The organism is Stutzerimonas kunmingensis, assembly GCF_021432085.1.
Taxonomy (GTDB): Bacteria; Pseudomonadota; Gammaproteobacteria; order Pseudomonadales; family Pseudomonadaceae; genus Stutzerimonas.
Genome location: NZ_CP090366.1, coordinates 1,920,977 through 1,942,233 on the forward strand (window position 1 = coordinate 1,920,977; position 21,257 = coordinate 1,942,233).

At 63.7% G+C, this 21,257-nt stretch carries 18 protein-coding genes and 2 pseudogenes; 8 read left to right on the forward strand and 12 right to left on the reverse strand.

Annotated features, from left to right (window positions below):
* Positions 1-2 precede the first annotated feature (2 nt).
* Complete coding sequence (locus LW136_RS09165) at positions 3-674, reverse strand: DUF4197 domain-containing protein (protein WP_014819999.1); 672 nt, start codon at positions 672-674, stop codon at positions 3-5.
* Positions 675-864: 190 nt separating this feature from the next.
* Here LW136_RS09165 and LW136_RS09170 point away from each other — a divergent pair.
* Positions 865-1,292, forward strand: a pseudogene (locus LW136_RS09170) (N-acetyltransferase).
* A gap of 5 nt (positions 1,293-1,297) precedes the next feature.
* Here the strand turns inward: LW136_RS09170 and plsB are convergent.
* Complete coding sequence (gene plsB, locus LW136_RS09175; protein ID WP_045666458.1) at positions 1,298-3,796, reverse strand: glycerol-3-phosphate 1-O-acyltransferase PlsB; 2,499 nt, start codon at positions 3,794-3,796, stop codon at positions 1,298-1,300.
* A 412-nt stretch (positions 3,797-4,208) separates the two neighbouring features.
* Between plsB and katG the strand changes: the two genes are divergently transcribed.
* On the forward strand, positions 4,209-6,440 hold the full coding sequence (gene katG / locus LW136_RS09180) for a catalase/peroxidase HPI (RefSeq protein WP_234175025.1): 2,232 nt from the start codon (positions 4,209-4,211) through the stop codon (positions 6,438-6,440).
* Between the two features lie 17 nt (positions 6,441-6,457).
* On the opposite strand, the gene LW136_RS09185 is transcribed toward katG, so the two are convergent.
* The 7 genes and pseudogenes from LW136_RS09185 to LW136_RS09215 all read right to left on the reverse strand — a co-directional run bounded on the left by LW136_RS09185 (position 6,458) and on the right by LW136_RS09215 (position 12,130).
* Positions 6,458-6,832 carry a hypothetical protein gene (locus tag LW136_RS09185; RefSeq protein ID WP_228207231.1) on the reverse strand — a complete coding sequence of 125 codons (375 nt, stop codon included), beginning with the start codon at positions 6,830-6,832 and terminating at the stop codon, positions 6,458-6,460.
* 36 nt (positions 6,833-6,868) lie between these two features.
* A complete protein-coding gene (locus LW136_RS09190) occupies positions 6,869-7,171 on the reverse strand; it encodes a hypothetical protein (protein ID WP_234175026.1) in 303 nt (100 codons plus the stop codon).
* A 170-nt stretch (positions 7,172-7,341) separates the two neighbouring features.
* Entirely contained in the window at positions 7,342-8,724 is a 1,383-nt protein-coding gene (locus tag LW136_RS09195) for an IS1380 family transposase (protein ID WP_034018616.1), read from the reverse strand.
* 94 nt (positions 8,725-8,818) lie between these two features.
* A pseudogene (locus LW136_RS09200) lies at positions 8,819-9,238 on the reverse strand (class I SAM-dependent methyltransferase); the annotation flags it as partial.
* Between the two features lie 69 nt (positions 9,239-9,307).
* Complete coding sequence (blaOXA, locus tag LW136_RS09205; protein ID WP_234175027.1) at positions 9,308-10,090, reverse strand: class D beta-lactamase; 783 nt, start codon at positions 10,088-10,090, stop codon at positions 9,308-9,310.
* A gap of 95 nt (positions 10,091-10,185) precedes the next feature.
* The gene (locus tag LW136_RS09210; RefSeq protein WP_234175028.1) at positions 10,186-10,755 is read right to left on the reverse strand and encodes a GNAT family N-acetyltransferase; all 570 of its coding nucleotides are present in this window, start codon (positions 10,753-10,755) and stop codon (positions 10,186-10,188) included.
* Between the two features lie 10 nt (positions 10,756-10,765).
* Positions 10,766-12,130 (reverse strand): serine hydrolase domain-containing protein, encoded by a 1,365-nt coding sequence (locus tag LW136_RS09215; RefSeq protein WP_102833088.1) that lies wholly within the window; start codon positions 12,128-12,130, stop codon positions 10,766-10,768.
* Positions 12,131-12,400: 270 nt separating this feature from the next.
* On the opposite strand from LW136_RS09215, the gene LW136_RS09220 reads away from it, so the two are divergent.
* The 4 genes from LW136_RS09220 to LW136_RS09235 all read left to right on the forward strand — a co-directional run bounded on the left by LW136_RS09220 (position 12,401) and on the right by LW136_RS09235 (position 16,312).
* The gene (locus LW136_RS09220) at positions 12,401-13,324 is read left to right on the forward strand and encodes an ABC transporter ATP-binding protein (RefSeq protein WP_014820008.1); all 924 of its coding nucleotides are present in this window, start codon (positions 12,401-12,403) and stop codon (positions 13,322-13,324) included.
* Positions 13,321-14,052, forward strand: coding sequence for an ABC transporter permease subunit (locus LW136_RS09225; RefSeq protein ID WP_003303946.1), 732 nt, complete (start codon positions 13,321-13,323; stop codon positions 14,050-14,052). Before LW136_RS09220 ends, LW136_RS09225 begins: the two co-directional genes overlap by 4 nt.
* A 10-nt stretch (positions 14,053-14,062) precedes the next feature.
* Positions 14,063-15,898 (forward strand): GldG family protein, encoded by a 1,836-nt coding sequence (locus tag LW136_RS09230; protein ID WP_234175029.1) that lies wholly within the window; start codon positions 14,063-14,065, stop codon positions 15,896-15,898.
* 204 nt (positions 15,899-16,102) lie between these two features.
* The gene (locus LW136_RS09235) at positions 16,103-16,312 is read left to right on the forward strand and encodes a cold-shock protein (RefSeq protein WP_003283763.1); all 210 of its coding nucleotides are present in this window, start codon (positions 16,103-16,105) and stop codon (positions 16,310-16,312) included.
* 99 nt (positions 16,313-16,411) lie between these two features.
* Here LW136_RS09235 and LW136_RS09240 read toward each other — a convergent pair whose 3' ends face one another.
* The 3 genes from LW136_RS09240 to dapE are packed head-to-tail and all read right to left on the reverse strand — an operon-like array spanning position 16,412 to position 18,788.
* Positions 16,412-16,783, reverse strand: a complete 372-nt coding sequence (locus LW136_RS09240; protein ID WP_234175030.1) for a hypothetical protein — start codon at positions 16,781-16,783, stop codon at positions 16,412-16,414.
* A gap of 56 nt (positions 16,784-16,839) precedes the next feature.
* A complete protein-coding gene (locus LW136_RS09245; protein WP_046621181.1) occupies positions 16,840-17,646 on the reverse strand; it encodes a putative RNA methyltransferase in 807 nt (268 codons plus the stop codon).
* Entirely contained in the window at positions 17,640-18,788 is a 1,149-nt protein-coding gene (dapE, locus tag LW136_RS09250; protein ID WP_234175031.1) for a succinyl-diaminopimelate desuccinylase, read from the reverse strand. The genes LW136_RS09245 and dapE overlap by 7 nt, the downstream gene beginning before the upstream one ends.
* 129 nt (positions 18,789-18,917) lie before the next feature.
* On the opposite strand from dapE, the gene tcdA reads away from it, so the two are divergent.
* Both tcdA and LW136_RS09260 read left to right on the forward strand, forming a co-directional pair.
* Positions 18,918-19,727 (forward strand): tRNA cyclic N6-threonylcarbamoyladenosine(37) synthase TcdA, encoded by an 810-nt coding sequence (tcdA, locus tag LW136_RS09255; protein WP_044314830.1) that lies wholly within the window; start codon positions 18,918-18,920, stop codon positions 19,725-19,727.
* A gap of 167 nt (positions 19,728-19,894) precedes the next feature.
* Positions 19,895-21,184: an OprO/OprP family phosphate-selective porin gene (locus tag LW136_RS09260; RefSeq protein WP_042928005.1), complete on the forward strand. Its 1,290-nt coding sequence runs from the start codon at positions 19,895-19,897 to the stop codon at positions 21,182-21,184.
* Positions 21,185-21,257: the final 73 nt, after the last annotated feature.

Below are 21,257 nucleotides of genomic sequence, written 5' to 3' on the forward strand. Positions count from 1 at the left end.
TCTCAAAGCAGTCCGAACACCTTTTTCGCCAGGCTGGTGGCCGCGGCGGCGGGGTTCTTGCGAATGCTCGCTTCCTGCTCGGCGATCACGGTGAACAGGCCATCGAGCGCCTGTTCGGTGACATAGCTTTCGATATTCGCGTAACTGCCGTTCATGCCAGCCGGCACCTTGGCGGCGACGGCGTTGTATTGCTGCGCCAGGCCGACCTGGTCGGTGGCCTGTTTGACGATGGGCAGGAATTTCGCGCGAATCTGCTCGCGGCTGGACTGGTTGAGGTACTGGGTGGCCGAGTCATCGCCACCGGCGAGAATGGCCTTGGCGTCCTGCACGGTCATCTTGCGCACGGCATCGAGCAGTAGTTGCTGGGCTTCCGGCACCGCCTTCTCGGCGGCCAGGTTCATGCTGTTCTCCAGCTGCTCGACCTGCGCACCCATGCCGAGCATCTTCAGCATCCGCGAGGCCTTGCCGATGTTGCCCGGCAGCTCGATACGCACGTCCGGATCGCTGCTGAAACCGCCAGGGCGACCGAGCTGCTGCACGGCGACCTTGGCGCCCTGGCTCAAGGCATCCTTGAGGCCGGCGCTGGCGTCGCTCTGGGTCAGGTCGGAAAGTGAAAGGGCGAAAGCGCTGGCGGAAAGTGCCAGGCCTGCAACGAGAGTAGTGATGCGCAACATGGCGTTAACCTCATGTTCATTGAATGGTGCGGAAGCAGCGGGCTACTAACTGCCGTATGGTCTGGCGCCGATGCTAAAGCAATGCCGGGCAAGGCGCAGGCGTTTACCAGCAGTATGGGTCAGGCAGGCGGGGGACAGGTTGTTACTGATGCGCTAAGGTTGCGGCCCCGTCGTTATGGAGCCGACTCGCATGATCCGTCCCTTTCGCCCCGATGACCTGGAGCCGGTGCTGGCGATCTGGCTGGCTGCATCGATCCGCGCCCATGACTTCATTGCGCCGGCGTTCTGGGCGTCGAAGCTGGATGACATGCGCGATATCTATCTGCCGGCGGCGCAGATCTGGGTCGATGAGCGTGAAGGCGAGGTGCTGGGTTCGTCGCGCTGGTCGGGGACGTGCTGGCGGCGATCTTCGTGGCGCCGAGCGCCCAGGGCGGCGGTATCGGCTCGGCGCTGATCGAGCAGGCCAAGACCGTGCGTGAGCGGCTCGAGCTGACGGTCTACAGCGCCAATGCCGCCAGCGTCGCCTTCTATCGCCGACATGGCTTTGCCGTGATCAGCGAACAGCTGGACCCGCACACCGGCCATCCCGAACTGGCGATGGCCTGGCAGCGGGACTGACCGCGTCAGGCGGCCTCGGGAGGCGTCGAATCGGAATCGTCGTGATGACGCTCCAGCGCCACCTGACGGATCGACAGGCGAATCTCAGCTGGTAGCACGCGCTTGGCCGCGCCCTCGGCCAGTTCCGCGAGCTTTTCGTGATAGCCGAGCCGGCCGTTTTCATCCGGGCTGACCACGCCCTGTTCCTGCATGCTCTGGATGAAATGGCGGAACAGCGCCTTGTCGAAGAACTCCGGCGCGTTGAGCCCATGCAGGATCGACAGGCGCTGGGCCATGACCGTGCAGAGGTTTTCCAGCTCCTCGGCGCTCAGGCTGTGCTGGCCACTGTTGAGCAGCAGCGAGGTGGCCATGTAGAAGCGCTGCAGGGTCTGCACCACGACGCGAGCGAGAAGGGTGAGCAGGACGAACTGCCGCGAGCTCGGGGCCGGGCGCACGTAGTGGTTGCCGTCCACCTTGAGCAGGCCGCGCTCGACGAAGGCCGCCAGCCACTGGTCGACCACGGCTTCCAGCTCCTCGACTTCCCAGCGCATGAACAGCTCGGCACGCAGGTACGGGTACAGCGCCTCGGTGAAGCGCTGGATCTGCTCGCGGCTGATGCGCGAGCTGCTCTGGAAGAAGCTCGCCAGCAGTGCCGGCAACGCGAAGATGTGCATCACGTTGTTGCGGTAGTAGGTCATCAGGACGGCGTTCTGCTCGTCCAGATAGAGGATGTTGCCCAGCGCGTCCTTCTGTTCGGCGAGCAGGTCGAGGCTCTTCACGTACGCGATCAGCGCGTTGCCGTCGCCTTCCGGCAGCGTGGTGTGCGGCGAGTAGGGCACCGCACGCAACAGCGCCTGATAGAGATCGAGAATCCGCGCCAGGGACTGCTGGTCCAGGGCCTGGCGGCTGGTGGAGAGCATCGCCAGCGCCACCAGGTTGACCGGGTTGACCGCCGCCGCCTCGTTCAGGCGCTGGGCGATGCGCTCGGCCAGGCGATTGGTGGCGTCGTTCAGCCATTCGGGACGGTAATCCGGCGCGTAGGTCTGTTGGCGCCAGCCAGGCTGCTCCTGGTCGAGGAATTCGTTGAGCTTGAGCGGTTCGCCGAAGTTGACCCAGACCTGGCCGAAGCGCTGCTTGAGCGCACCGATGACCTTGAAGATATCGAAGATCGATTCCTTCTTCTTCGCCGCGCCGCGCAGTTCACCCAGGTAGGTGCGGCCTTCCAGCACGCGCTCGTAGCCGATGTAGACCGGCACGAACAGGATCGGCAGGCGTGACGAGCGCACGTAGCTGCGCAGGGTCAGGGCCAGCATGCCGGTCTTGGGTTGCAGCATGCGGCCGGTGCGCGAACGGCCGCCCTCGACGAAATACTCGACGGGGAAGCCGCGGGTGAACAGGTTGTGCAGGTATTCGTTGAACACCGAGGTGTACAGCGGGTTGCCCTTGAACGAGCGGCGCATGAAGAAGGCGCCACCGCGGCGCAGCAGGCTGCCGATCACCGGCATGTTGAGGTTGATGCCGGCGGCGATGTGCGGCGGCGTCAGGCCGTTGCGGAACAGCAGATAGGACAGCAGCAGGTAGTCGATATGGCTGCGATGGCAGGGAACGTAGATCACCTCGTAGCCGCGCACGGCTTCCTGCAGTGGCTCGATATGGTTGACGCGAATGCCGTCGTAGATCTTGTTCCAGAACCAGGACAGCACCACTTCGAGGAAGCGCACGGCGGTGTAGGCATAGTCCGAGGCCACCTCGTTGCCGTAGCGCAGCGCCCTGGCTTCGGCCCGCTCGATGGAAATGTTCTCGCGCTCGGCCTCGTCGCGAATCGCCTGCCGGACCTGCGGTGCGTGCACCAGGCCCTTGACCAGATTGCGCCGGTGCGATAGGTCAGGGCCGATCACGGCGGTCTTCTGGTTGCGGAAATGCACCCTCAGCATGCGGTGGACCATGCGCAGCGTGCGTTCTTGGCCTTTGTTCAGGGCGATCAGCTCGTTGAGCTGAATTGGTGCGGAGAACTGCACGCGGGTCTTGCGTCCCAGCACCAGGATGCTGAGCAGTTTGCGCAGGCGCCCGGTGACCGCCCAGCTGTCGGCGAACAGCAGCTTCCAGGCGCTGGTCTCGCGATTCGGCGACTGCCCCCAGAACACGCTGACCGGGATGATCTGCGCGTTTTCCACCGCGTTGTGCTCCAGTGCGCCGACCAGCCGGACCAGCGTTGGCGGCGCCACCAGACGCGTGCGTCGGCCAAACCAGCTCGTTGCCGGATTGAGAAAGAAGAACGCGGCCGGCTCGACGTGGTCGCCCACCGCCACATCGGCCACCGGGCGTGGTAGCCCGGCCTTGCTGCACTCGACGTCCAGCACCGCGAGATCACTCAGCGAGGGTTGCTGCAGCACGTAGAACACCGGCTTGCTGCGGTCCAGCTTGAGGGTGAAGGCAGACTGGTTGATGGTCTCCGAGCGCACCCAGAAGTACAGCACGCGGCGCAATACGGAGAAGATCAGACGGCGAAGGGGGGAGCGAGTCATACGGCAGATTCGGCTATGGAAGGGGCAATGCCCTCGAAGGCGGCAAGTGTGCCGCAAGCGGCGAGGGCGGGCAAAACTCTCTGCCGGCGAACCGCCAGCGATTGCAGGGCTACCGACGCCCGGATTCTCTGCGCAGACCTAACGCGGACACTGGAGTGTGAGGCGTAAATGGGGCGATAGGATGCGCTGTTTGAGGCTGCGCCTATCGTGCCGATAGGGAAATTCCATACGCGCCATTTCAGCCGCAGTCCGGGTAGCTGGAAGCCGCTTGGTTGCTGCGCTGGCGCCGCTTTCAGCCTCGTTCCTGCAGCCTTGAAAACGCCGTTCTGGCCTTTTGTTCGTTCATGAGCTCGGTGCTAGGTTGTTTCAAGCGGCGCCTGATCGCGTCATCGACAACCGTGAGGAGCAGAACATGAACGAAGAGACTGGCGAAAAGACGGGTGGTGGTTGCCCATTCGGTCATGGCGCTGGTGCGCCCCGCAAACGCCCGAGTAACCGGGACTGGTGGCCTGAAGCGCTGAGCCTCACATCGCTCAACCAGCACTCACCGCGTTCCAATCCATACGGTGGCGATTTCGACTACGCCGCGGAATTCAACTCCCTCGATCTCGACGCTGTGATTGCCGATCTTCACCAGGTGATGACCGATTCCCAGGACTGGTGGCCGGCGGATTTCGGCCATTACGGCGGGCTGTTCATTCGTCTGGCCTGGCACAGCGCCGGGACCTATCGGATCACCGATGGCCGCGGTGGCGCCGGTGGTGGTCAGCAGCGTTTCGCACCGCTCAACAGCTGGCCGGACAACGCCTCGCTGGACAAGGCGCGGCGCCTGCTCTGGCCGATCAAGCAGAAATACGGGCGCAAACTGTCGTGGGCCGACCTCTACGTGCTCACGGGCAACGTGGCGCTGGAATCCATGGGTTTCAAGACCTTTGGTTTCGCCGGCGGCCGTGCTGACACCTGGGAGCCGGAAGAACTCTTCTGGGGCCCCGAAGGCACCTGGCTGGGTGATGAGCGTTACAGCGGCGAGCGGCAGCTGCATCCGGGGCTGGGCGCCGTGCAGATGGGGTTGATCTACGTGAACCCGGAAGGCCCCAACGGCAATCCCGACCCCAAAGCCTCGGCCATCGATATCCGCGAAACCTTCGCCCGCATGGCGATGAACGACTATGAAACCGTGGCGCTGATCGCTGGCGGCCACACCTTTGGCAAAACCCACGGCGCTGGCGACCCCTCGCTGTTAGGGCCGGATCCGGAAGGCGCCGTTATCGAAGACCAGGGCTTGGGTTGGCGCAGCAGATTCCAGACCGGTGCGGGTGCAGACGCCATTACCTCGGGCCTGGAAGTCATCTGGAGTCAGACCCCGACGCAGTGGTCCAACTACTTCTTCGAGAACCTGTTCAACTTCGAATGGGAGCTGACCAAGAGCCCGGCCGGTGCGCATCAGTGGGTCGCAAAGGACGCGGGGGAAATCATTCCCGATCCCTTCGACCCGAACAAGAAGCGCAAGCCAACCATGCTTACCTCGGACCTGGCGCTGCGTTTCGATCCGATCTACGAAAAGATCTCCCGTCACTTCCTGGAGAACCCGGACGAGTTCGCCGATGCCTTTGCCAAGGCGTGGTTCAAGCTGACGCACCGCGACATGGGTCCCATCGGCCGCTACCTCGGGCCACTGGTGCCGCAGGAAAAGCTGATCTGGCAGGACCCGATTCCAGAGCGCGATCACCCGGTGATCGACGAGGCGGACATCGCCGCGCTGAAGCAGCAGCTGCTCGGTATGGGCTTTTCCGTGTCCGAGCTGGTGTCGGTAGCCTGGGCTTCGGCCGCCACCTATCGCGGATCGGACAAGCGCGGAGGCGCCAACGGTGCTCGTATCCGCTTCGCGCCGCAGAAGGATTGGGAGATCAACAACCCGGCCCTGCTGGATCGCGTGCTGCAGAAAATCGGCGAGATCCAGAACGCGTTCAACGCCTCGGCCAGCGGGGGCAAAAAGGTCTCCATGGCGGACCTGATCGTGCTCGCCGGCTGTGCCGCCATCGAGAAAGCGGCACAGGACGGCGGCGTGGCCGTCACCGTGCCCTTCACGCCAGGGCGGATGGATGCGCTCGAAGAGTGGACCGATGGGCCCTCGTTCGAAGCGCTGCGGCCGGTCGCCGATGGCTTCCGCAACTACTACCACGAGTCCCACTTCATGGCGCCCGAGGAAGCGCTGGTCGATAAGGCCCACCTGCTATGGCTGAGCGCGCCGGAAATGACCGTGCTGGTCGGCGGCATGCGTGTGCTCGGCACCAATTCAGACGGCGGTCAAGAGGGCGTCTTCACCAAGCGTGTGGGCACGCTTTCGAACGACTTCTTCGTCAACCTGCTGAGCATGCAGAACGAGTGGGTCGCGACTGAGCACAAGAACCGCTTTCAGGGCCTCGACCGCAAGACCCGCCAGCCCACCTGGACCGCCACTCGCGTGGACCTCATCTTCGGCGCGCAATCGGAACTGCGTGCCCAGGCCGAGGTATATGGCATGGCCGACGGCAACGAGAAGTTCGTGCAGGACTTCGTCAAAGCCTGGGACAAGGTGATGAACGTGGACCGGCTCGATATCGGCAAGCCCGCCGATAATTTCAGCCAGAAGCTCTCAGCCTAGAGCTCGCGGCGGCGCCATCAGGCGCCGCCACGGGGTGGCTGCTGCTTTCGAGCCTGCCATCTGGTTCGGGCTCGGGAGCCGACATAGGCTCCGGCGAGAAAGACCAGGGAGCACAGCAGCACGAACACCAGCCCGACGGGGAGCAATGGCCCTGTCGGCAACCAGCCGAGCAGATACAGAACCTGCCCGGCCACACAGCCTGCGTAGAGCGGCCACAATGGTTTCGGCGAAACGGAGCCACACAATCCGCCGCCCAGGGCCAGCGTTACGGGGTGATACAGGCCGCCGGCATCCCAGGGCTCGACATGGCCCGTCAGCAGCGGCGACAGGCTCCAGATCGCCGCACCGGCCAACGTGGCGAGAAGAAACGAACACAACACGGATCGCTTCATGCTCGGCCGGTCGGATACAGCCGCCATGCCGCGGCGTTATTGCGCATCGACCGTTGACCGCGTCGAGTACCAGGCGTGAATCAGCCCGGCCTGGTAGAACAGGACGGGGTCGGTAAAGCCGCCGGATTCGATGATGGCTGCGACCCGCTCGCGAGGCAGCACCGCCACATCGCGGGAGTAGGCTGCGCGCGTCTGCTCCACACCGGCGGCCGGGATGCCAGCCGCGGTCATCATGTTCATCCAGGTTTCGAGCAGGGCCGTGTATTCGGCTGAGGCGGTATCCGATGCCAGGTCGGAGCTGGCCAGGCGTGCGCCCGGGCGAAGCCGGCTAGCCCGCATTTCTCACAGCCCTGCGCATTGGGCCGTTTTGACGGACGCAGGTCGTCGCAGGTGGCGCAGGCTGCCGACAGCGCTGATTTCGGGCAAGCGCCTGCGAGCGCGCTTGAACAAGGCGCTTGCGGCAGGGTGGACGGGGTGTGATGTGGAGGGGGACGGTGGGTGTGCGGCTGTCAGCGCGCCGCGGCGCTCAAGACATCGAAGGCGTGATCGAACACCTCCTGCTGCGGGAAGGCCGAACTCATGGCCACTTTGACCCGGCGCACGCTCACGGTGATGACCGCGCCGATCTTGAGCAGCTTCAGGCGGATGCTACCGGCCGTGGCCTGGGCCAGTTCGGTCCCCGACAGCGCCAGCCTGCGCAGGCTTTCGAGCAGCACGTAGGCGAACGAGGACAGCCACAGCCGCAGCTGGTTGCTGCGCAGCGTCGCGGTGGAGGTGCGGTCGGCGAACAGGTCGAGCTGACACTCCTTGATGCGGTTCTCCATCTCGCCGCGCGCGCAGTAGAGATCCTCATACAGCGCCTTGTCCGGCCAGTCCCCGACCGCAAGCGTGGTCACCACGAAGCGTGGGTTGGTCTTGCCCGGCAAGGCCTCGGCCTTGGCCACCACCCGGCGCTCGGCGCTCCAGCTTTTCCTCGTGCGGTAGTGCAGTTCCTGGAACACCCGTGCCGGGACTCCCGTCGCTTCGCACTGCGCCTGGGCCTGCCGCAGGCTCGGGCCGATGGCCCGGGTCAGGCGCGCGTTGCGCGCCAGTCCGAAGACATAATCGACCGACTGTGCTTCGCACCAAGTCATCAGGTCATCCCGGCAGAACCCCGAGTCGGCGCGCAGCACGATGCGCGTGTCTGGCCAGCGGGCGCGAATCTGCTTGACGATGCGTTGCACCTCTTCCAGCGCCCCGGCGGCGCCATCGACGTTGGCCGGGCGCAACTTGGCGCACAGCAGGTGACGGCCGCAGAAGATGTACAGCGGCAGGTAACAGTAACCCCCGTAGTAGCCGTGAAAGAACCGGCCCTCCTGCTGCCCATGCAGCGGATCGTCGGTGGCATCCAGATCCAGGATGATCTCCTCTGGCGGCCTGCGGTGGGCGTCCAGAAACAGATCGACGAACAGATCCTCGATCATGCCGGCCTGCGGCCGGATCTTGTGATAGCGCGAACTGCCCTGCGCCTGGAAGCGCTCCAGCCGGTTGAGCGTGCTCTTGCCGGCCAAGGGCGCACAGCGCGCACGTCCGGACTGCAGCTTGCCGATCACCGCGCCCAGCAGCGGGTCGTGGCGCAGTTGCTCGTGATCGTTGAGATCCTCGTAGCCCAGCGCGATGCCCATCACCCGCTGCGCCACCAGCGTGCGCAGCGGAAACTCCACCGCCTCGGGCATCCGATCGTCCTGGAAACAGCCGGCCAGGCGATCGAACAACCCCACCGCTTCATCGGTTTGTTTGAGCAGCAACGCGCCGCCATCCGAACTCACCCGACCGCCATCAAATCCGGCTACCACCGCGCGCCGCCCCACCCCTGAAAACGTGTACTGCTTCGGATTACACTGTGTCTGCATCGGGCCGCTCTCCGTTGTCGCGCTAAATCGTTCTTTGCACAACAATTTTCGCGCATCCGACGGCCCGGTGCATCTCTTCCTGTGAGAAATGCGGGCTAGCGATGGCACGGAAAAACTCCGCACGGGCCCCTGGCTCCAGAATGAATTGCGACACGAGAAAGCACGTCGCGGCATCGAAGGCGTCCTGCTCGGGCAGCGATTGCAGATAGCCCTCATGGAACTGGCAGCGTTCGGCGTAGCCGCCCTCGATCGCCTTGTTGCGGCACACCTCGAGCATTGCACCGGAGGGCTCGACGGCGGTGAAGCTCCAGCGCGGGAAGCGCCTCGCCAGGTATGCGATTTCCTCGCCGGTGCCGGCACCGACGCACAGAATCCGGGCATCGGCTGGGAGGTCCGCAAACACGGCTTCCAGAAGGAAATGCAGAGCCTCGCGAATCGGCGCGGTTCTCGCCCAGCGCTCGTCGTAGCTGGTTGCCTGCTGGTCGAAGATGGCCTTGATTTCATCGTTGCGCATGGCGGATTTCCCAGGAGGTTGTTCAGGATGCGCGCCTAGGCGCGCCACCCGGGTTGCTGCTGAGTTGCTTCAGTCCGCCGGCAGAATGCCTTTGGCTCGCAATGCGTTCAGGGCGATCTGCTGACGCAACGGCAGGTCCCTGACGGTTCGGGTGTCCAGGTTCAAGGCGAACAGCCAGGTATTCTCACCAGTCTCCACGTAGCCGATGTACCAGCCGGTGCCGGGCGTGCTGCGGGCGGCCCAGCCGGTCTTGGCGTAAAGACGATAGTCCTTGGCGGCTTCGGTGAGCATCACTGTCTTCAATGTGTCGTAACTGCTGGTGCGGTACGGCAGGCTGCGCGCGGTCACGCGTTTGAGCAGCTCGATCTGTTGCTCGGCGCTGATGGTCAGCGAGCCATCCAGCCAGAACTCGGTACCGTTGAAGGGCTCGCGCAGCTGACCGTAATGCGCCTGGCGGATGTGTGGCGGATAGTCAGCCGCACCCACCCGCCGCGCCAGCCACTGATAGCACCAGACGCAACTGACCTGGAAGGCGCTCTTCAGCGTCTGGTCTTGGTTCCAGGCCTCGATCTCGTAACGGGTGTTGTCCCACGGGATGATCTCGTCGGCGCCGGCGATGGCGCCTTCCTCCAGCGCGATCAGCGTGTTCAGCACCTTGAATGTGGATGCGGCGGTGAACGGCTGCTTCGCGCGGGCTTCGTTGTGAACGTAGCGCTGGCCGGTTCCAGCCGATTCGATCACCAGTGTTCCGTCCACGCCAGCCTCGTCGAACAGCCGGGCAATATCGGCATCTTCCGCATGAGCGAAGCCGGAAAAGCCGAGGAACAGAAGCGCGAGGAACAGCTGAGGCATTGAAGAATATCCGTAGGGAGGGGGTGAGGGTCCGGCTATGCGCGTGCCGTTCTAACAGGGTTTCCAGCGAAGTCCAGCCAATCGTGAATGAACGGTCATTCAGCTGCAGCCAACTGCGCCGCAAAGCGTTCGCGATCCAGTCGATACAGGCAGTGCCGGCGAAGCGGATGGCCGACGGGAACTCCTGGATGCTCGAACTCCTCCGTTTCACGCATGCCAAGGCGCTCCATCAGCGCACGTGAGCGCCGGTTCTCGATAGCGGTGAAGGACAGGATTTCGGAAAGATCGAGCGTGCCGAACCCTGTCTTTAGCGCGGCGCACGCCGCCTCGCTGGCCAATCCCTGGCCCCAGTAATCAGCCGCCAGGCGCCAACCTATTTCCACACACGGCGAGAACGGCAAGGTTGCCGACGGCGTATGCAGACCGACGAAGCCGATGAATGCGCCGCTGGCTTTCAGCTCGACGGCCCAGAATCCCCAGCCGCGCTCTTCGATCAGTGCCTGACAGCGGTCAGCCATTGCATCGCTCTCGGCCCGGCTGAGCAGGGCGGGGAAGTGCCGCATGACCCTGGGGTCCGCATTCATCGTGGCGAACGGTGCGCGATCGGCTGGCTTCCATTGCCGCAGAAGCAGGCGCTTTGTCTGGAGGTCGCTCAGAACTGTCATCACAGGCCGTTCAATCCAGGGGTGTTCGCACCTTCCGCACGCTATCGGCGGCGTTCAGCAGATGCCTGGCGACCGCTTCATAGGCGGGCAAGGAAGTAGGGTCATTTGCCGCGTTGCTCGCCACTGGATGGCTGGCGAACCGTGCGATCACCATCTCCGCCAGCGGATCTACATAAAGCGCTTGTCCGTGGACCCCGCGGGCCATGAAAGCGCCATGCTCGTTATGGCTGACCCACCACATGTTGCGGTAGCTCCAGCCGGGTAGCAGTCGATAACCGGCTTTCGCAAAGTCGTCTCGATTTGCTCCACCACGGATATCTGCCACGACTTCCGGTGGCAGGATCTGAGTGCCGTTGTATCGACCTTCGTTACGCATCATTTCGCCAAAGCGCACAAGGTCGCGCAGGCTGGCATTCAGGCCGCCACCGGCAAACGGCGTACCGATGGAGTCTACCGACATGTAGGCATCCTGTTCCGCGCCCAATCGACTCCAGATGCGCTCCGACAACAGCTGTGCGACGTTCTGGCCGCTCACTCGCGCAATTACCCAGCCGAGAGCGTCGGAATTTGCGGTGCGGTAATTGAAGGCCTCGCCATGGCGACCTTGCGGTTTGACCGTTTGCAGAAACTCGTAATAGGTCCGTGGCCCCTGGTAATCAGCGGGTTTCGGCAGCGGATTGCCGGCGGCGGCGTGCGCCCATACTTCGGCCTTGGGGTCCGCATAATCCTCGCTGAAGTGAATGCCGGTGGTCATATCCATCAGCTGACGTACGCTGGCATCGCCAAAACCCGACGCTGCCAGCTCGGGAACGTAATCAGCGACCAGACGTTCGGGATCCAGCTTTTCTTCGGCCACAAGAAGCGCCGCCAATGTACCGGTGAAGGTTTTCGTAATCGACATGGCAGCATGCTGTCCTTGCGGCTTCAATACGCCGAAATAGCGCTCGTACACCAATTTCCCTCGGTGAAGGATGATGATGCCGTCGGTGTAATTGGCTTGCAGCGATTGCTGCCAGGTCATTGGCTCGCCCCCACCAAGAGGGACGAATGTCAGCGCATCGATCTCGTTGCTTGGCTGGTGCTCGAGTAGTGAAGACTCACCTAGGCCGCGTGAGACATTGACGGTAGGCATCAGCTGTCGAAAGTTGGCGACGCTCCAGCGCATCTGTGGGAAGCGAAAATAACTGCCATCCTCGAAGCGCAGGATTCGATCAGCCGGTGGCGGCGAGCCAACCATCCATCCCATTGTCGCTGGATCGCTGGTTTGTGCGTCTGGAAACTCCGCAGGCTCACTGGCGTACGCTGAGCACGCCATGGCGCCAAACAAACAGCAGAGATGTACTTTCGCTAGCTCTCTGGACCTGCGTAGTTTCATGGTTTGTCCTTGCTAATGGATCGGCGTGTCGCGGCATGCCTGCCTGGAAGTCTCTCAATCTCTGCCGGCATTCTGGGCGTCTACGATCCGTGCGGCATGGCCTTATAGCGAATTGCGCGCAGAGCGGTGATGAACAGCGTAGTCCTCTCAGTCGAGGGACTGGTTGCATTCGTCGGGTTGCTGTTCTTATAGTGCCGCCGGCATTTTTGCAGGACCTGGCTCGGGTCGCGCGGCGGCACGCCAGGGCCTTTGATGCACTGGTGAGAGTCCATGATCGAAATAAGCAACCTGACCAAGCGTTTCGCCCAGCACACCGCGGTCGACGACCTGTCATTCCAGGTCCAGCGCGGCGAGGTGCTGGGATTTCTCGGCCCGAATGGTGCCGGCAAGTCCACCACTATGAAGATGCTGACCGGCTTTCTCGCGCCGACGTCGGGCACGGCGAGCATCCTCGGCCACGACATTCGCACCCAGACCCTGCAGGCCCAGCGGCAGATCGGTTATCTGCCCGAAGGCGCGCCCTGCTACGGCGACATGACGGTGCGCGGTTTTCTCGAGTTCATCGCTGAAGTCCGCGGCTTCCGTGGGACGGACAAGCGCCAGCGGGTCGAAGCCGCGGTCGCCCAGGTGGAGCTGGAGAACGTGCTGGGGCAGACCATCGAGACGCTGTCCAAGGGCTTCAAGCGTCGCGTCGGCCTGGCCCAGGCGATCCTGCACGATCCGCAGGTGCTGATCCTCGACGAGCCCACCGATGGCCTCGATCCGAACCAGAAACACCAGGTACGTCAGCTGATCCAGGGGCTGGCGCAGGACAAGATTGTCATCATCTCTACGCATATCCTCGAAGAGGTCAGTGCGGTCTGCACCCGCGCGGTGGTCATCGCCCAGGGCCGACTGGTGGCCGACAGCACGCCGCTGGAGCTGGAGAGCCGGTCGAAATATCACCAGGCCGTCACGCTGGTCAGCGACGGTCCGCTGGACGACGTTGCCCTGGCCGCGTTGCCCGGCGTGGCCGGTGTCGAATTCAACGAGCCCGAGCATAGCCTGACGTTGCTGGCGCAGCCCGGGCAGGTGATTTTCCCCCAGGTCAGTGCTCTGATCGCCCAGCATGGCTGGGTGGTGAAGGAGCTGGACGTGGAACGCGGCCGGTTGGATGAGGTGTTCCGTAACCTGACTCGCGGGGAGTCGCTATGACCCAGTTGCCGGTTATCTTCAAGCGCGAGCTGGGCAGCTATTTCGCCACGCCGCTGGCCTACGTGTTCATCGTGATCTTCCTGGTGCTCTCCGGGGTGTTCACGTTCTACCTGGGCGGTTTCTACGAGCGCGGCCAGGCCGACCTCACGCCGTTCTTCAGCTTCCATACCTGGCTGTACCTGTTCCTGGTGCCGGCGATCGCCATGCGCCTGTGGGCGGAGGAGCGCAAGTCCGGCTCGATCGAGCTCTTGATGACGCTGCCGATTACGCGTTTCGAGGCGGTTACCGGCAAGTTCCTCGCCGCCTGGGTATTCGCCGGCATCGCGTTGCTGCTGACCTTCCCGATGGTCATCACCGTCAATTACCTGGGCGAGCCCGACAACGGTGTGATCGTCGCCGGTTATCTCGGCAGCTGGCTGCTGGCGGGTGCGTTTCTGGCGATCGGCTCGTGCATGTCGGCGCTGGCGAAGAACCAGGTGATCGCCTTCATCCTCGCGGTGGCGGTGTGTTTCCTGTTCATCGTGAGTGGCCTGCCGATGGTGCTGGATGCCTTCGCCTGGGCGCCGCAGTGGCTGATCGATGCGGTGGCTTCGCTGAGCTTCCTGATCCGTTTCGATTCCATCAGCAAGGGTGTGATCGACCTGCGTGACCTGCTGTATTTCGTCACGCTGATCGTCGCCTGGCTGGCTGCCACTGCCGTGGTCGTCGATCTGAAGAAAGCCGCCTGAGGGAACAGACATGAAACGAATCATCTATTCCGGTGCCGGGCTGCTGCTGATCGCACTGGCATTTCTGCTGTTCAACGGCGTGTCCGGCATGCTGTTCACCAATGCGCGGCTCGACCTGACCGAGCAGAAGCTCTACACCATTTCCGAGGGCACCGAGCGCATTCTTGACGGCCTGAAGGAACCGATCGAACTGCACTTCTTCTACTCGGACGAGACCTCCAAGGAGCTGGTGGCGCTGCGCAACTACGCACGTCGCGTCGAGGAGATGCTCAAGGCCTACGAGCGGGCCTCCGCTGGCAAGCTCAAGCTGCATGTGATCGACCCGCAGCCGTTCTCCGAAGAGGAGGACCGTGCCGCCGAGTTCGGCCTGCAGGCGGTGCCGCTCAACCAGGGCGGTGACAAGATCTACTTCGGCCTCGCCGGCACCAATGCCGAGGGCAGCACGCAGATCATTCCGTTCTTCCCGCTGGATCAGGAAGAGTTTCTCGAGTACGAGATCAGCCGCCTGGTGCAGGGCCTGGCTAGTGGCGAGCTGCCGGTGGTCGGCGTGCTGTCAGGGTTGCAGCTGACCGGCGGTTTCGACATGCGGACTCAGCAGGCGACGCCGCCGTGGATGGTGCTGGAGGAAGTCCGCCAGCTGTTCCATATCGAAAGCCTGCGCCGCGATGTGGACATGATCCCGACCAACGTCTCGGTGTTGCTGCTGATTCACCCGAAGGATCTGCCCGAGCAGACGCTGTACGCCATCGACCAGTTCGTCCTGCGTGGCGGCAAGCTGCTGGTATTCGTCGATCCGCACAGCGAGGCCGATCCGGGCATGGGCATCGGTCCAGGAGAATTCGGCGAGGAGCGTGCGTCCGACCTCGAGCCACTGTTCAAGGCCTGGGGCGTGCGCATGGTGCCGCAACAGGCGCTGGTCGATGCAGCCTACGCGATGTCGGTTGGCGTCGGTGCGGAGCGCCGTCCGGTGCGCCACGCAGGCTGGTTGAGCCTGCCGCGCAACGCGCTGGATCAGGATGACGTGACCACCGCCGCGCTGGAAAACATCACCATCGCCAGCGCCGGCATTCTGGAGCCGCTGGAGGACGCGACGACGCGCTTCACGCCGCTGTTCGGCAGTTCCGACTACGCCATGCCGGTGGAGGCCGAGCGCTTCGCCACGCTGGACAACCCGGAAACCCTGCTGCTTGGTCTCGAGCCGACCGGCGAGCGCTACACCCTGGCGGCGCGCATCCAGGGGCCGGCGAAAACTGCCTTTCCGGACGGCATCGAAGGCCGTGAAGAGGGCATCAAGGAAAGCCAGAACATCAACGTGATCGCCGTCGCCGATACCGATCTGCTGAGTGACCGCATGTGGGTGCAGGTGCAGGACTTCTTCGGCCAGCGCGTTCCGCAGCCGTGGGCGGACAATGGCGCGTTCGTGATCAATGCGCTGGACAACCTTTCCGGCACCGATGCGCTGATCAGCGTGCGTTCGCGTGGTCGCTTCACCCGTCCGTTCGTGATGGTAGAAACCTTGCAGCGCGAGGCCGAAGATCGTTTCCGCGAGAAGGAAGAAGTGCTGCAGCAGCGCCTGGCTGATACCGAGCAGCAACTGGCCGAGCTGCAGAGTCCGGACCCGGAGCAGGCGCTGGAGCTGACGGCTGAGCAGGAGCAGGCGTTGCGTCAGTTCCAGCAGGAGAAGGCGCGTATCCGCAAGGAGTTGCGTGAGGTGCGCTACCAGCTCAATGCCGACATCGAAGCGCTGGGGCGTACGCTGAAGTTCGCCAACATCGCGCTGGTGCCCTTGCTTCTGACCCTGGGCGTGCTCGCCTTGTGGCTATGGCGACGCCGCCGGAGCGCCTGAACAGAGCACCCGTTCCGGCATTGGCCGGGGCGGGCGAGGGTGTCAAATCCGCAGCGGAAAAAAGAGGCTGACAGCGAAAATCGTTGTTTTATACTCCGGCAACGGTCGCGTTCGAGTCGCATTTGCGCCGGAGCCGAATGCACGAAGGCCTGACCGTCGACCCCTCTTCTGAGGAATAACAAAAAGCGAGTTGGAGAAGTGGTAATGGCTGAGCGCGAGACCGGAACCGTCAAGTGGTTCAACGATGCAAAAGGCTATGGATTCATTCAGCGGGGTAATGGCGCCGACGTGTTCGTGCATTACCGCGCGATCCGTGGCGACGGCCACCGCTCGCTGGCCGAAGGGCAGCAGGTGGAGTTTTCGGTAACCCAGGGCCAGAAGGGCCTGCAGGCCGAAGACGTCGCCGGCGTGTAACTTCGGTTGCGCAATGACAAAGCCCGTCCAAGTGACGGGCTTTGTTTTGCTATTCGGTGGTTTCGGTCCACCACGGATGAGCGATACGGCCGATGCCGTTCAGCCCGTCCGCCAGACGATTTCCTCTTCACCGTCATCGCTGATGCGGATCCAGCGGTCGGCCTCTTCAACGGCTTCCTCTTCCTGCCAGCCGCCTGGCGCGCAGCGGATTTCCACACCCAAAGCCTGATGCGCCGCGCGGGCGCAGGCGAGGTCATCGTCCCAGGGGGTGGCATCGCTTTCCAGCAGCAGACAATGCCATTTGCCCACCGCCTTCGGCAGCCAGGTCACCGGAATGCCGGCGGCGCTGCACTTGAAGGTCTGGCCTTTCTGTTGCCAGGCGGAACATGAGCCAATGGCTTGGGCCAGCCACTCGCCGACGGCCTCCTGACTGGCATCCCTGAGGTAGATCTCGATATCGGGTTGACGCATGGGCGACTGCCTTATGTGGTGGTGCGAGGTTTTGGTCGTAGGCAAATATACGGACGCTAGGGTGTGCGTTCGATCCAGTCGTAGCGTATCGCAACCCGCACGCTGAGGTGACTGTCGATCACGGCGGCGCGGCGCTCGGCGCTGGCGCGCCAGCCGTGCGGGGTCATCGCCAGCAGGTCGGCACGGGCCTGGGCGTTGTCCAGCTGCAGCTCGTAGCTGAGGGTTTCGCTGTGGGCCAGGCGCATGCCTTCGGGAATCAGCGACAGGTGCTTCTCGTCATCGTAGTCGCGTACCTCGTCGTAGAGCCGGGCGCGTAGCTCCCATAGGTGCTCGCGGGTCGGTCCCATGCGCAGCAGTCCGCCGCCGGGTGCGAGCAGGCGTCGCGCCTCCTGCCAGTCCAGCGGGCTGAACACGCTGGCGAGCAGGTCGTAGCTGGCATCGGCCAGCGGCACGCGGGCCATGCTCGCCACCAGCCATTCCAGTTGCGGCGCGCGTTTGCAGGCGCGCTTGACCGCTTCGCGGGAGATGTCCAGTGCATAGCCTTCGGCGTCCGGTAATGCCTCGGCCAGCTGGGCGGTGTAGTAGCCCTCGCCACAGCCGATGTCCAGCCAGCGCTGCGGCGCGCGTTCGGCGGCCAGCTCGGCGAGGCGTCGGGCCAGCGGCGCATAGTGGCCGCCGTCGAGAAAGCGTCGCCGTGCTTCGACCATGGCCTGGTTGTCGCCCGGATCGCGGCTGTTCTTGTGCTGCACCGGAAGCAGGTTCAGGTAACCCTGACGCGCGCGGTCGAAACGGTGGTTGGCCGCGCAGACCACGCCGTTGTCGAGCGCGCTCAGCGGCGCCTGGCAGATCGGGCAGATCAGCATGCGAGCAGGTTCACCAGGGTCTGGTAGTAGATCTCGGTCAGCAGGTCGAGATCGCTGGCCAGGATGTGTTCGTCGACCTGGTGGATGGTCGCGTTGACCGGGCCGAGCTCGACCACCTGGGTGCCGAGGGCGGCGATAAAGCGCCCGTCCGAGGTGCCGCCGCTGGTGGACGGCGTGGTCTCTCGGCCGGTGACGCTGCGGATTGCCTTGGCCACGCCGTCGAGCAGCGCGCCCGGTTCGGTGAGGAACGGCAGGCCGGACAGTGCCCAGTCCACGTTCCAGTCCAGACCGTGCTTGTCGAGAATCGCGGCGGTGCGCTGCTTGAGTTGCTCGACGGTGGATTCGGTGGAGAAGCGGAAGTTGAACACCGCTTCCAGCGTGCCGGGAATGACATTGGTGGCGCCGGTGCCGGCATTCAGGTTGGAGATCTGGAAGCTGGTCGGCGGGAAGAACGCATTGCCATCGTCCCAGTGTTCGGCGGCCAGTTCGGCCAGTGCCGGCGCGGCTAGATGAATAGGGTTGCGCGCCAGATGCGGATAGGCCACATGGCCCTGCTGGCCGCGCACGGTGAGCGTGCCGCCCAGCGAGCCGCGGCGGCCGTTCTTCACCACGTCGCCCACCAGGCTGGTGCTCGAGGGTTCGCCGACGATGCACCAGTCCAGGCGCTGGCCGCGCTCGCGCAGGCGCTCGACCACCGCCTTGGTGCCATGGTGCGCCGGGCCTTCTTCATCGCTGGTGATCAGGAAGGCGATCTGTCCCTTGTGGTCCGGATGGTCGGCGGTGAAGCGTTCCACTGCCACGACCATGGCGGCCAGGCTGCCTTTCATGTCTGCCGCGCCGCGGCCGTGGAGCATGCCCTGCTCGTCGATGCGCGCACTGAACGGCGGGTTCTGCCAAGCCTGCAGCGGGCCGGTGGGGACCACGTCGGTATGGCCGGCGAAGCACAGCACCGGGCCTTCGTTGCCGCGAATGGCCCAGAAGTTCTCCACGTCCTCGATGTGCATCGGCTCGATGGCGAAGCCGCAAGCCGCCAGGCGCTGGCTCATCAGCTGCTGGCAGCCTTCGTCCAGCGGCGTCACGGAGGGGCGGTTGATTAGCTCGCAGGCCAGTGCGAGGGTCGGGGAGAGGGCGGGGGCGGTCATCACGGCTCCGGTACGGCGGGGGAAAGGGCGCCATATTAAAGCAAAGCCGGGGTGGCGGTGACGGCCGGATGCAGTGGTCGGCACGCGGTGAGGTCTTATAATCGCCAGGTTTTTCTCCGGGGAGTCGGCATGTCTATCGATGATCAGCGTTTCGGCGGTATTGCCCGCCTGTATGGCCGCGTCGGCCTCGAGCGGCTGACGGCTGCGCATGTGGCGGTGGTCGGCATCGGTGGCGTCGGCTCGTGGGCGGCCGAGGCGCTGGCGCGCAGCGGGGTAGGCGAGATCAGCCTGTTCGACCTGGACGATGTGTGCATCACCAATACCAACCGGCAGATTCACGCCCTCGATGGCGCAGTGGGCAAAGCCAAGGTCGACGAGATGGCCGCACGTATTCGCGCCATCAACCCGGCCTGCCAGGTTCATGCAGTGGCGGATTTCGTCACCCGCGAAACCATGGCCGAGTACATCACCGAAGACATGGACTGCGTCATCGACTGCATCGACAGCGTGCCGGCCAAGGCGGCGCTGATCGCCTGGTGCAAGCGCCGCAAGATCCAGATCATCACCACCGGCGGCGCCGGCGGGCAGGTCGATCCGACACAGATCCAGGTCACTGATCTGAACAAGACCTTCAACGATCCGCTGGCGGCAAAGGTGCGTTCGCTGCTGCGTCGCGAATACAACTTCTCGCGCACGCCGGGGCGCACCTACAGCGTGCCCTGCGTGTTCTCCACCGAACAGCTGCGCTACCCGAAGCCTGATGGCGGCGTGTGCCAGAGCAAGAGCTTCGTCGGCGAGGGCGTCAAGCTCGACTGCGCCGGTGGCTTCGGCGCGGTGACCATGGTCACCGCCACCTTCGGCATGGTCGCCGCCGCGAAGGCGGTCGACAAACTGGTCGCCGGAGCCCGGCGGCCTAGCGAGCGCAACGCCCGCAGCTGATGAAAACGTGCCGCAGCCGCTCTGCGATGCGGCTCCCCGGAAAGTTCCGCTGTCACAAAAGCTTTACATATCAGTCATTTGGCTGACATACGCCGTCGCCAAGATTGCCCCCAACACAAAGAGCCCATCTCGTGTGTTTCCGACGCTAAACATAAAGGGGAATTTTGATGATCCGTAAGCACTTCGCCGGTTTCGCTGCCAGCGCCCTGGCTCTGGCCGTTTCCGCCCAGGCTTTCGCCGGTACCGTCACCACCGACGGCGCCGATCTCGTTATCAAGACCAAGGGCGGCCTGGAGGTCGGAACCACCGACAAGGAGTTCTCGTTCAAGATCAATGGCCGCCTGCAGGCTGATGCCGACAGCTTCGATGGTTTCTACACCCAGAACGGCGAGCGCGCAGACGAGACCTATTTCCGTCGTGCGCGTCTGGAGATTTCCGGTGTTGCCTTCACCGATTGGGGCTACACCTTCTACCGGAACTTCACCAACGATTCCAGCAACTGGAACGAACTGGCCATCCACTACAACGGCTGGAAGCCGGTCCAGGTTTCGATTGGCCGTATCAAACCGACCTTTGGCCTGGAAGAAGCGGTCAGCTCCAAGTGGATCACCGCCATCGAGCGCTCGGCGATCTATGACCTGGCGCCCTGGCTGAACGACCACGAAGACGGCGAAGGCATCCGCGTGCGTACCACTGTCGGCATGTTCCACGGCGAGGCCGGTGCCTATCGTCAGGATGGTGGCGACGGCGTCGACATGCTCGAGGACGAAGATGGCGCCAACAACACCAGCTTCGTGCTGCGTGGCGTGATCGCCCCGATCGTCGAGAAGGACCAGGTGCTGCACTTGGGCGCGAGCTTCGGTCAGCGTGACGTGGAAGAAGGTTACCTGGAACGCATCCGTCCGCGCCTGTCCGTGCGTGGCACCACCGAAGACAGTGCCAACGGCAACCGCGCCACCTTCGGCGGCACTCGCACCGACGGCAGCGATCAGGCCTGGGGTCTGGAAGCGGCTTACATGATCGGCCCGTTCTCGGTTCAGGGCGAATACCTGACCCGCACCGTCGACGCCATGGAAGGTTTCGAAGACCTCGAAGCCACCGGCTACAACGTCCAGCTGGCCTACACCCTGACCGGCGAGTCGCGTTCCTACAAGCTTGATGGCGGCAAGTTCGACAAGATCAAGCCGGAGAACAAGCAGATCGGTGCTTGGGAAGTGTTCTACCGCTTCGACGATATCACCGTCGATGAAACCGGTGTTGCACCGAGCGGTTATGTCGGTGCGCTGGACAGCGCAGAAGCTGGTGCGAAGACCCACACCATCGGTCTCAACTGGTACGCCAACGAGTCGGTGAAGCTCTCGGCTAACTACCTGAAGACCAGCGTGGACGACGTGGTAAACGCCAATGGCGACGACGACGGCGACGCCATCAGCCTGCGCGCCCAGTACGTGTTCTAAAACATCACCTCATCCGTGATGCTCCATTGAGCCCCGCCCTGGCGGGGCTTTTTTTCGCCTGCGGGACAGGCCA

Bases quoted from the DNA above. Each gene is read 5' to 3' on its own strand.
- LW136_RS09165 (WP_014819999.1), bottom strand. From the start codon at position 674: ATGTTGCGCATCACTACTCTCGTTGCAGGCCTGGCACTTTCCGCCAGC.
- plsB (WP_045666458.1), bottom strand. From the start codon at position 3,796: ATGACTCGCTCCCCCCTTCGCCGTCTGATCTTCTCCGTATTGCGCCGC.
- katG (WP_234175025.1), top strand. From the start codon at position 4,209: ATGAACGAAGAGACTGGCGAAAAGACGGGTGGTGGTTGCCCATTCGGT.
- LW136_RS09185 (WP_228207231.1), bottom strand. From the start codon at position 6,832: ATGAAGCGATCCGTGTTGTGTTCGTTTCTTCTCGCCACGTTGGCCGGT.
- LW136_RS09190 (WP_234175026.1), bottom strand. From the start codon at position 7,171: ATGCGGGCTAGCCGGCTTCGCCCGGGCGCACGCCTGGCCAGCTCCGAC.
- LW136_RS09195 (WP_034018616.1), bottom strand. From the start codon at position 8,724: ATGCAGACACAGTGTAATCCGAAGCAGTACACGTTTTCAGGGGTGGGG.
- blaOXA (WP_234175027.1), bottom strand. From the start codon at position 10,090: ATGCCTCAGCTGTTCCTCGCGCTTCTGTTCCTCGGCTTTTCCGGCTTC.
- LW136_RS09210 (WP_234175028.1), bottom strand. From the start codon at position 10,755: ATGACAGTTCTGAGCGACCTCCAGACAAAGCGCCTGCTTCTGCGGCAA.
- LW136_RS09215 (WP_102833088.1), bottom strand. From the start codon at position 12,130: ATGAAACTACGCAGGTCCAGAGAGCTAGCGAAAGTACATCTCTGCTGT.
- LW136_RS09220 (WP_014820008.1), top strand. From the start codon at position 12,401: ATGATCGAAATAAGCAACCTGACCAAGCGTTTCGCCCAGCACACCGCG.
- LW136_RS09225 (WP_003303946.1), top strand. From the start codon at position 13,321: ATGACCCAGTTGCCGGTTATCTTCAAGCGCGAGCTGGGCAGCTATTTC.
- LW136_RS09230 (WP_234175029.1), top strand. From the start codon at position 14,063: ATGAAACGAATCATCTATTCCGGTGCCGGGCTGCTGCTGATCGCACTG.
- LW136_RS09235 (WP_003283763.1), top strand. From the start codon at position 16,103: ATGGCTGAGCGCGAGACCGGAACCGTCAAGTGGTTCAACGATGCAAAA.
- LW136_RS09240 (WP_234175030.1), bottom strand. From the start codon at position 16,783: ATGCGTCAACCCGATATCGAGATCTACCTCAGGGATGCCAGTCAGGAG.
- LW136_RS09245 (WP_046621181.1), bottom strand. From the start codon at position 17,646: ATGCTGATCTGCCCGATCTGCCAGGCGCCGCTGAGCGCGCTCGACAAC.
- dapE (WP_234175031.1), bottom strand. From the start codon at position 18,788: ATGACCGCCCCCGCCCTCTCCCCGACCCTCGCACTGGCCTGCGAGCTA.
- tcdA (WP_044314830.1), top strand. From the start codon at position 18,918: ATGTCTATCGATGATCAGCGTTTCGGCGGTATTGCCCGCCTGTATGGC.
- LW136_RS09260 (WP_042928005.1), top strand. From the start codon at position 19,895: ATGATCCGTAAGCACTTCGCCGGTTTCGCTGCCAGCGCCCTGGCTCTG.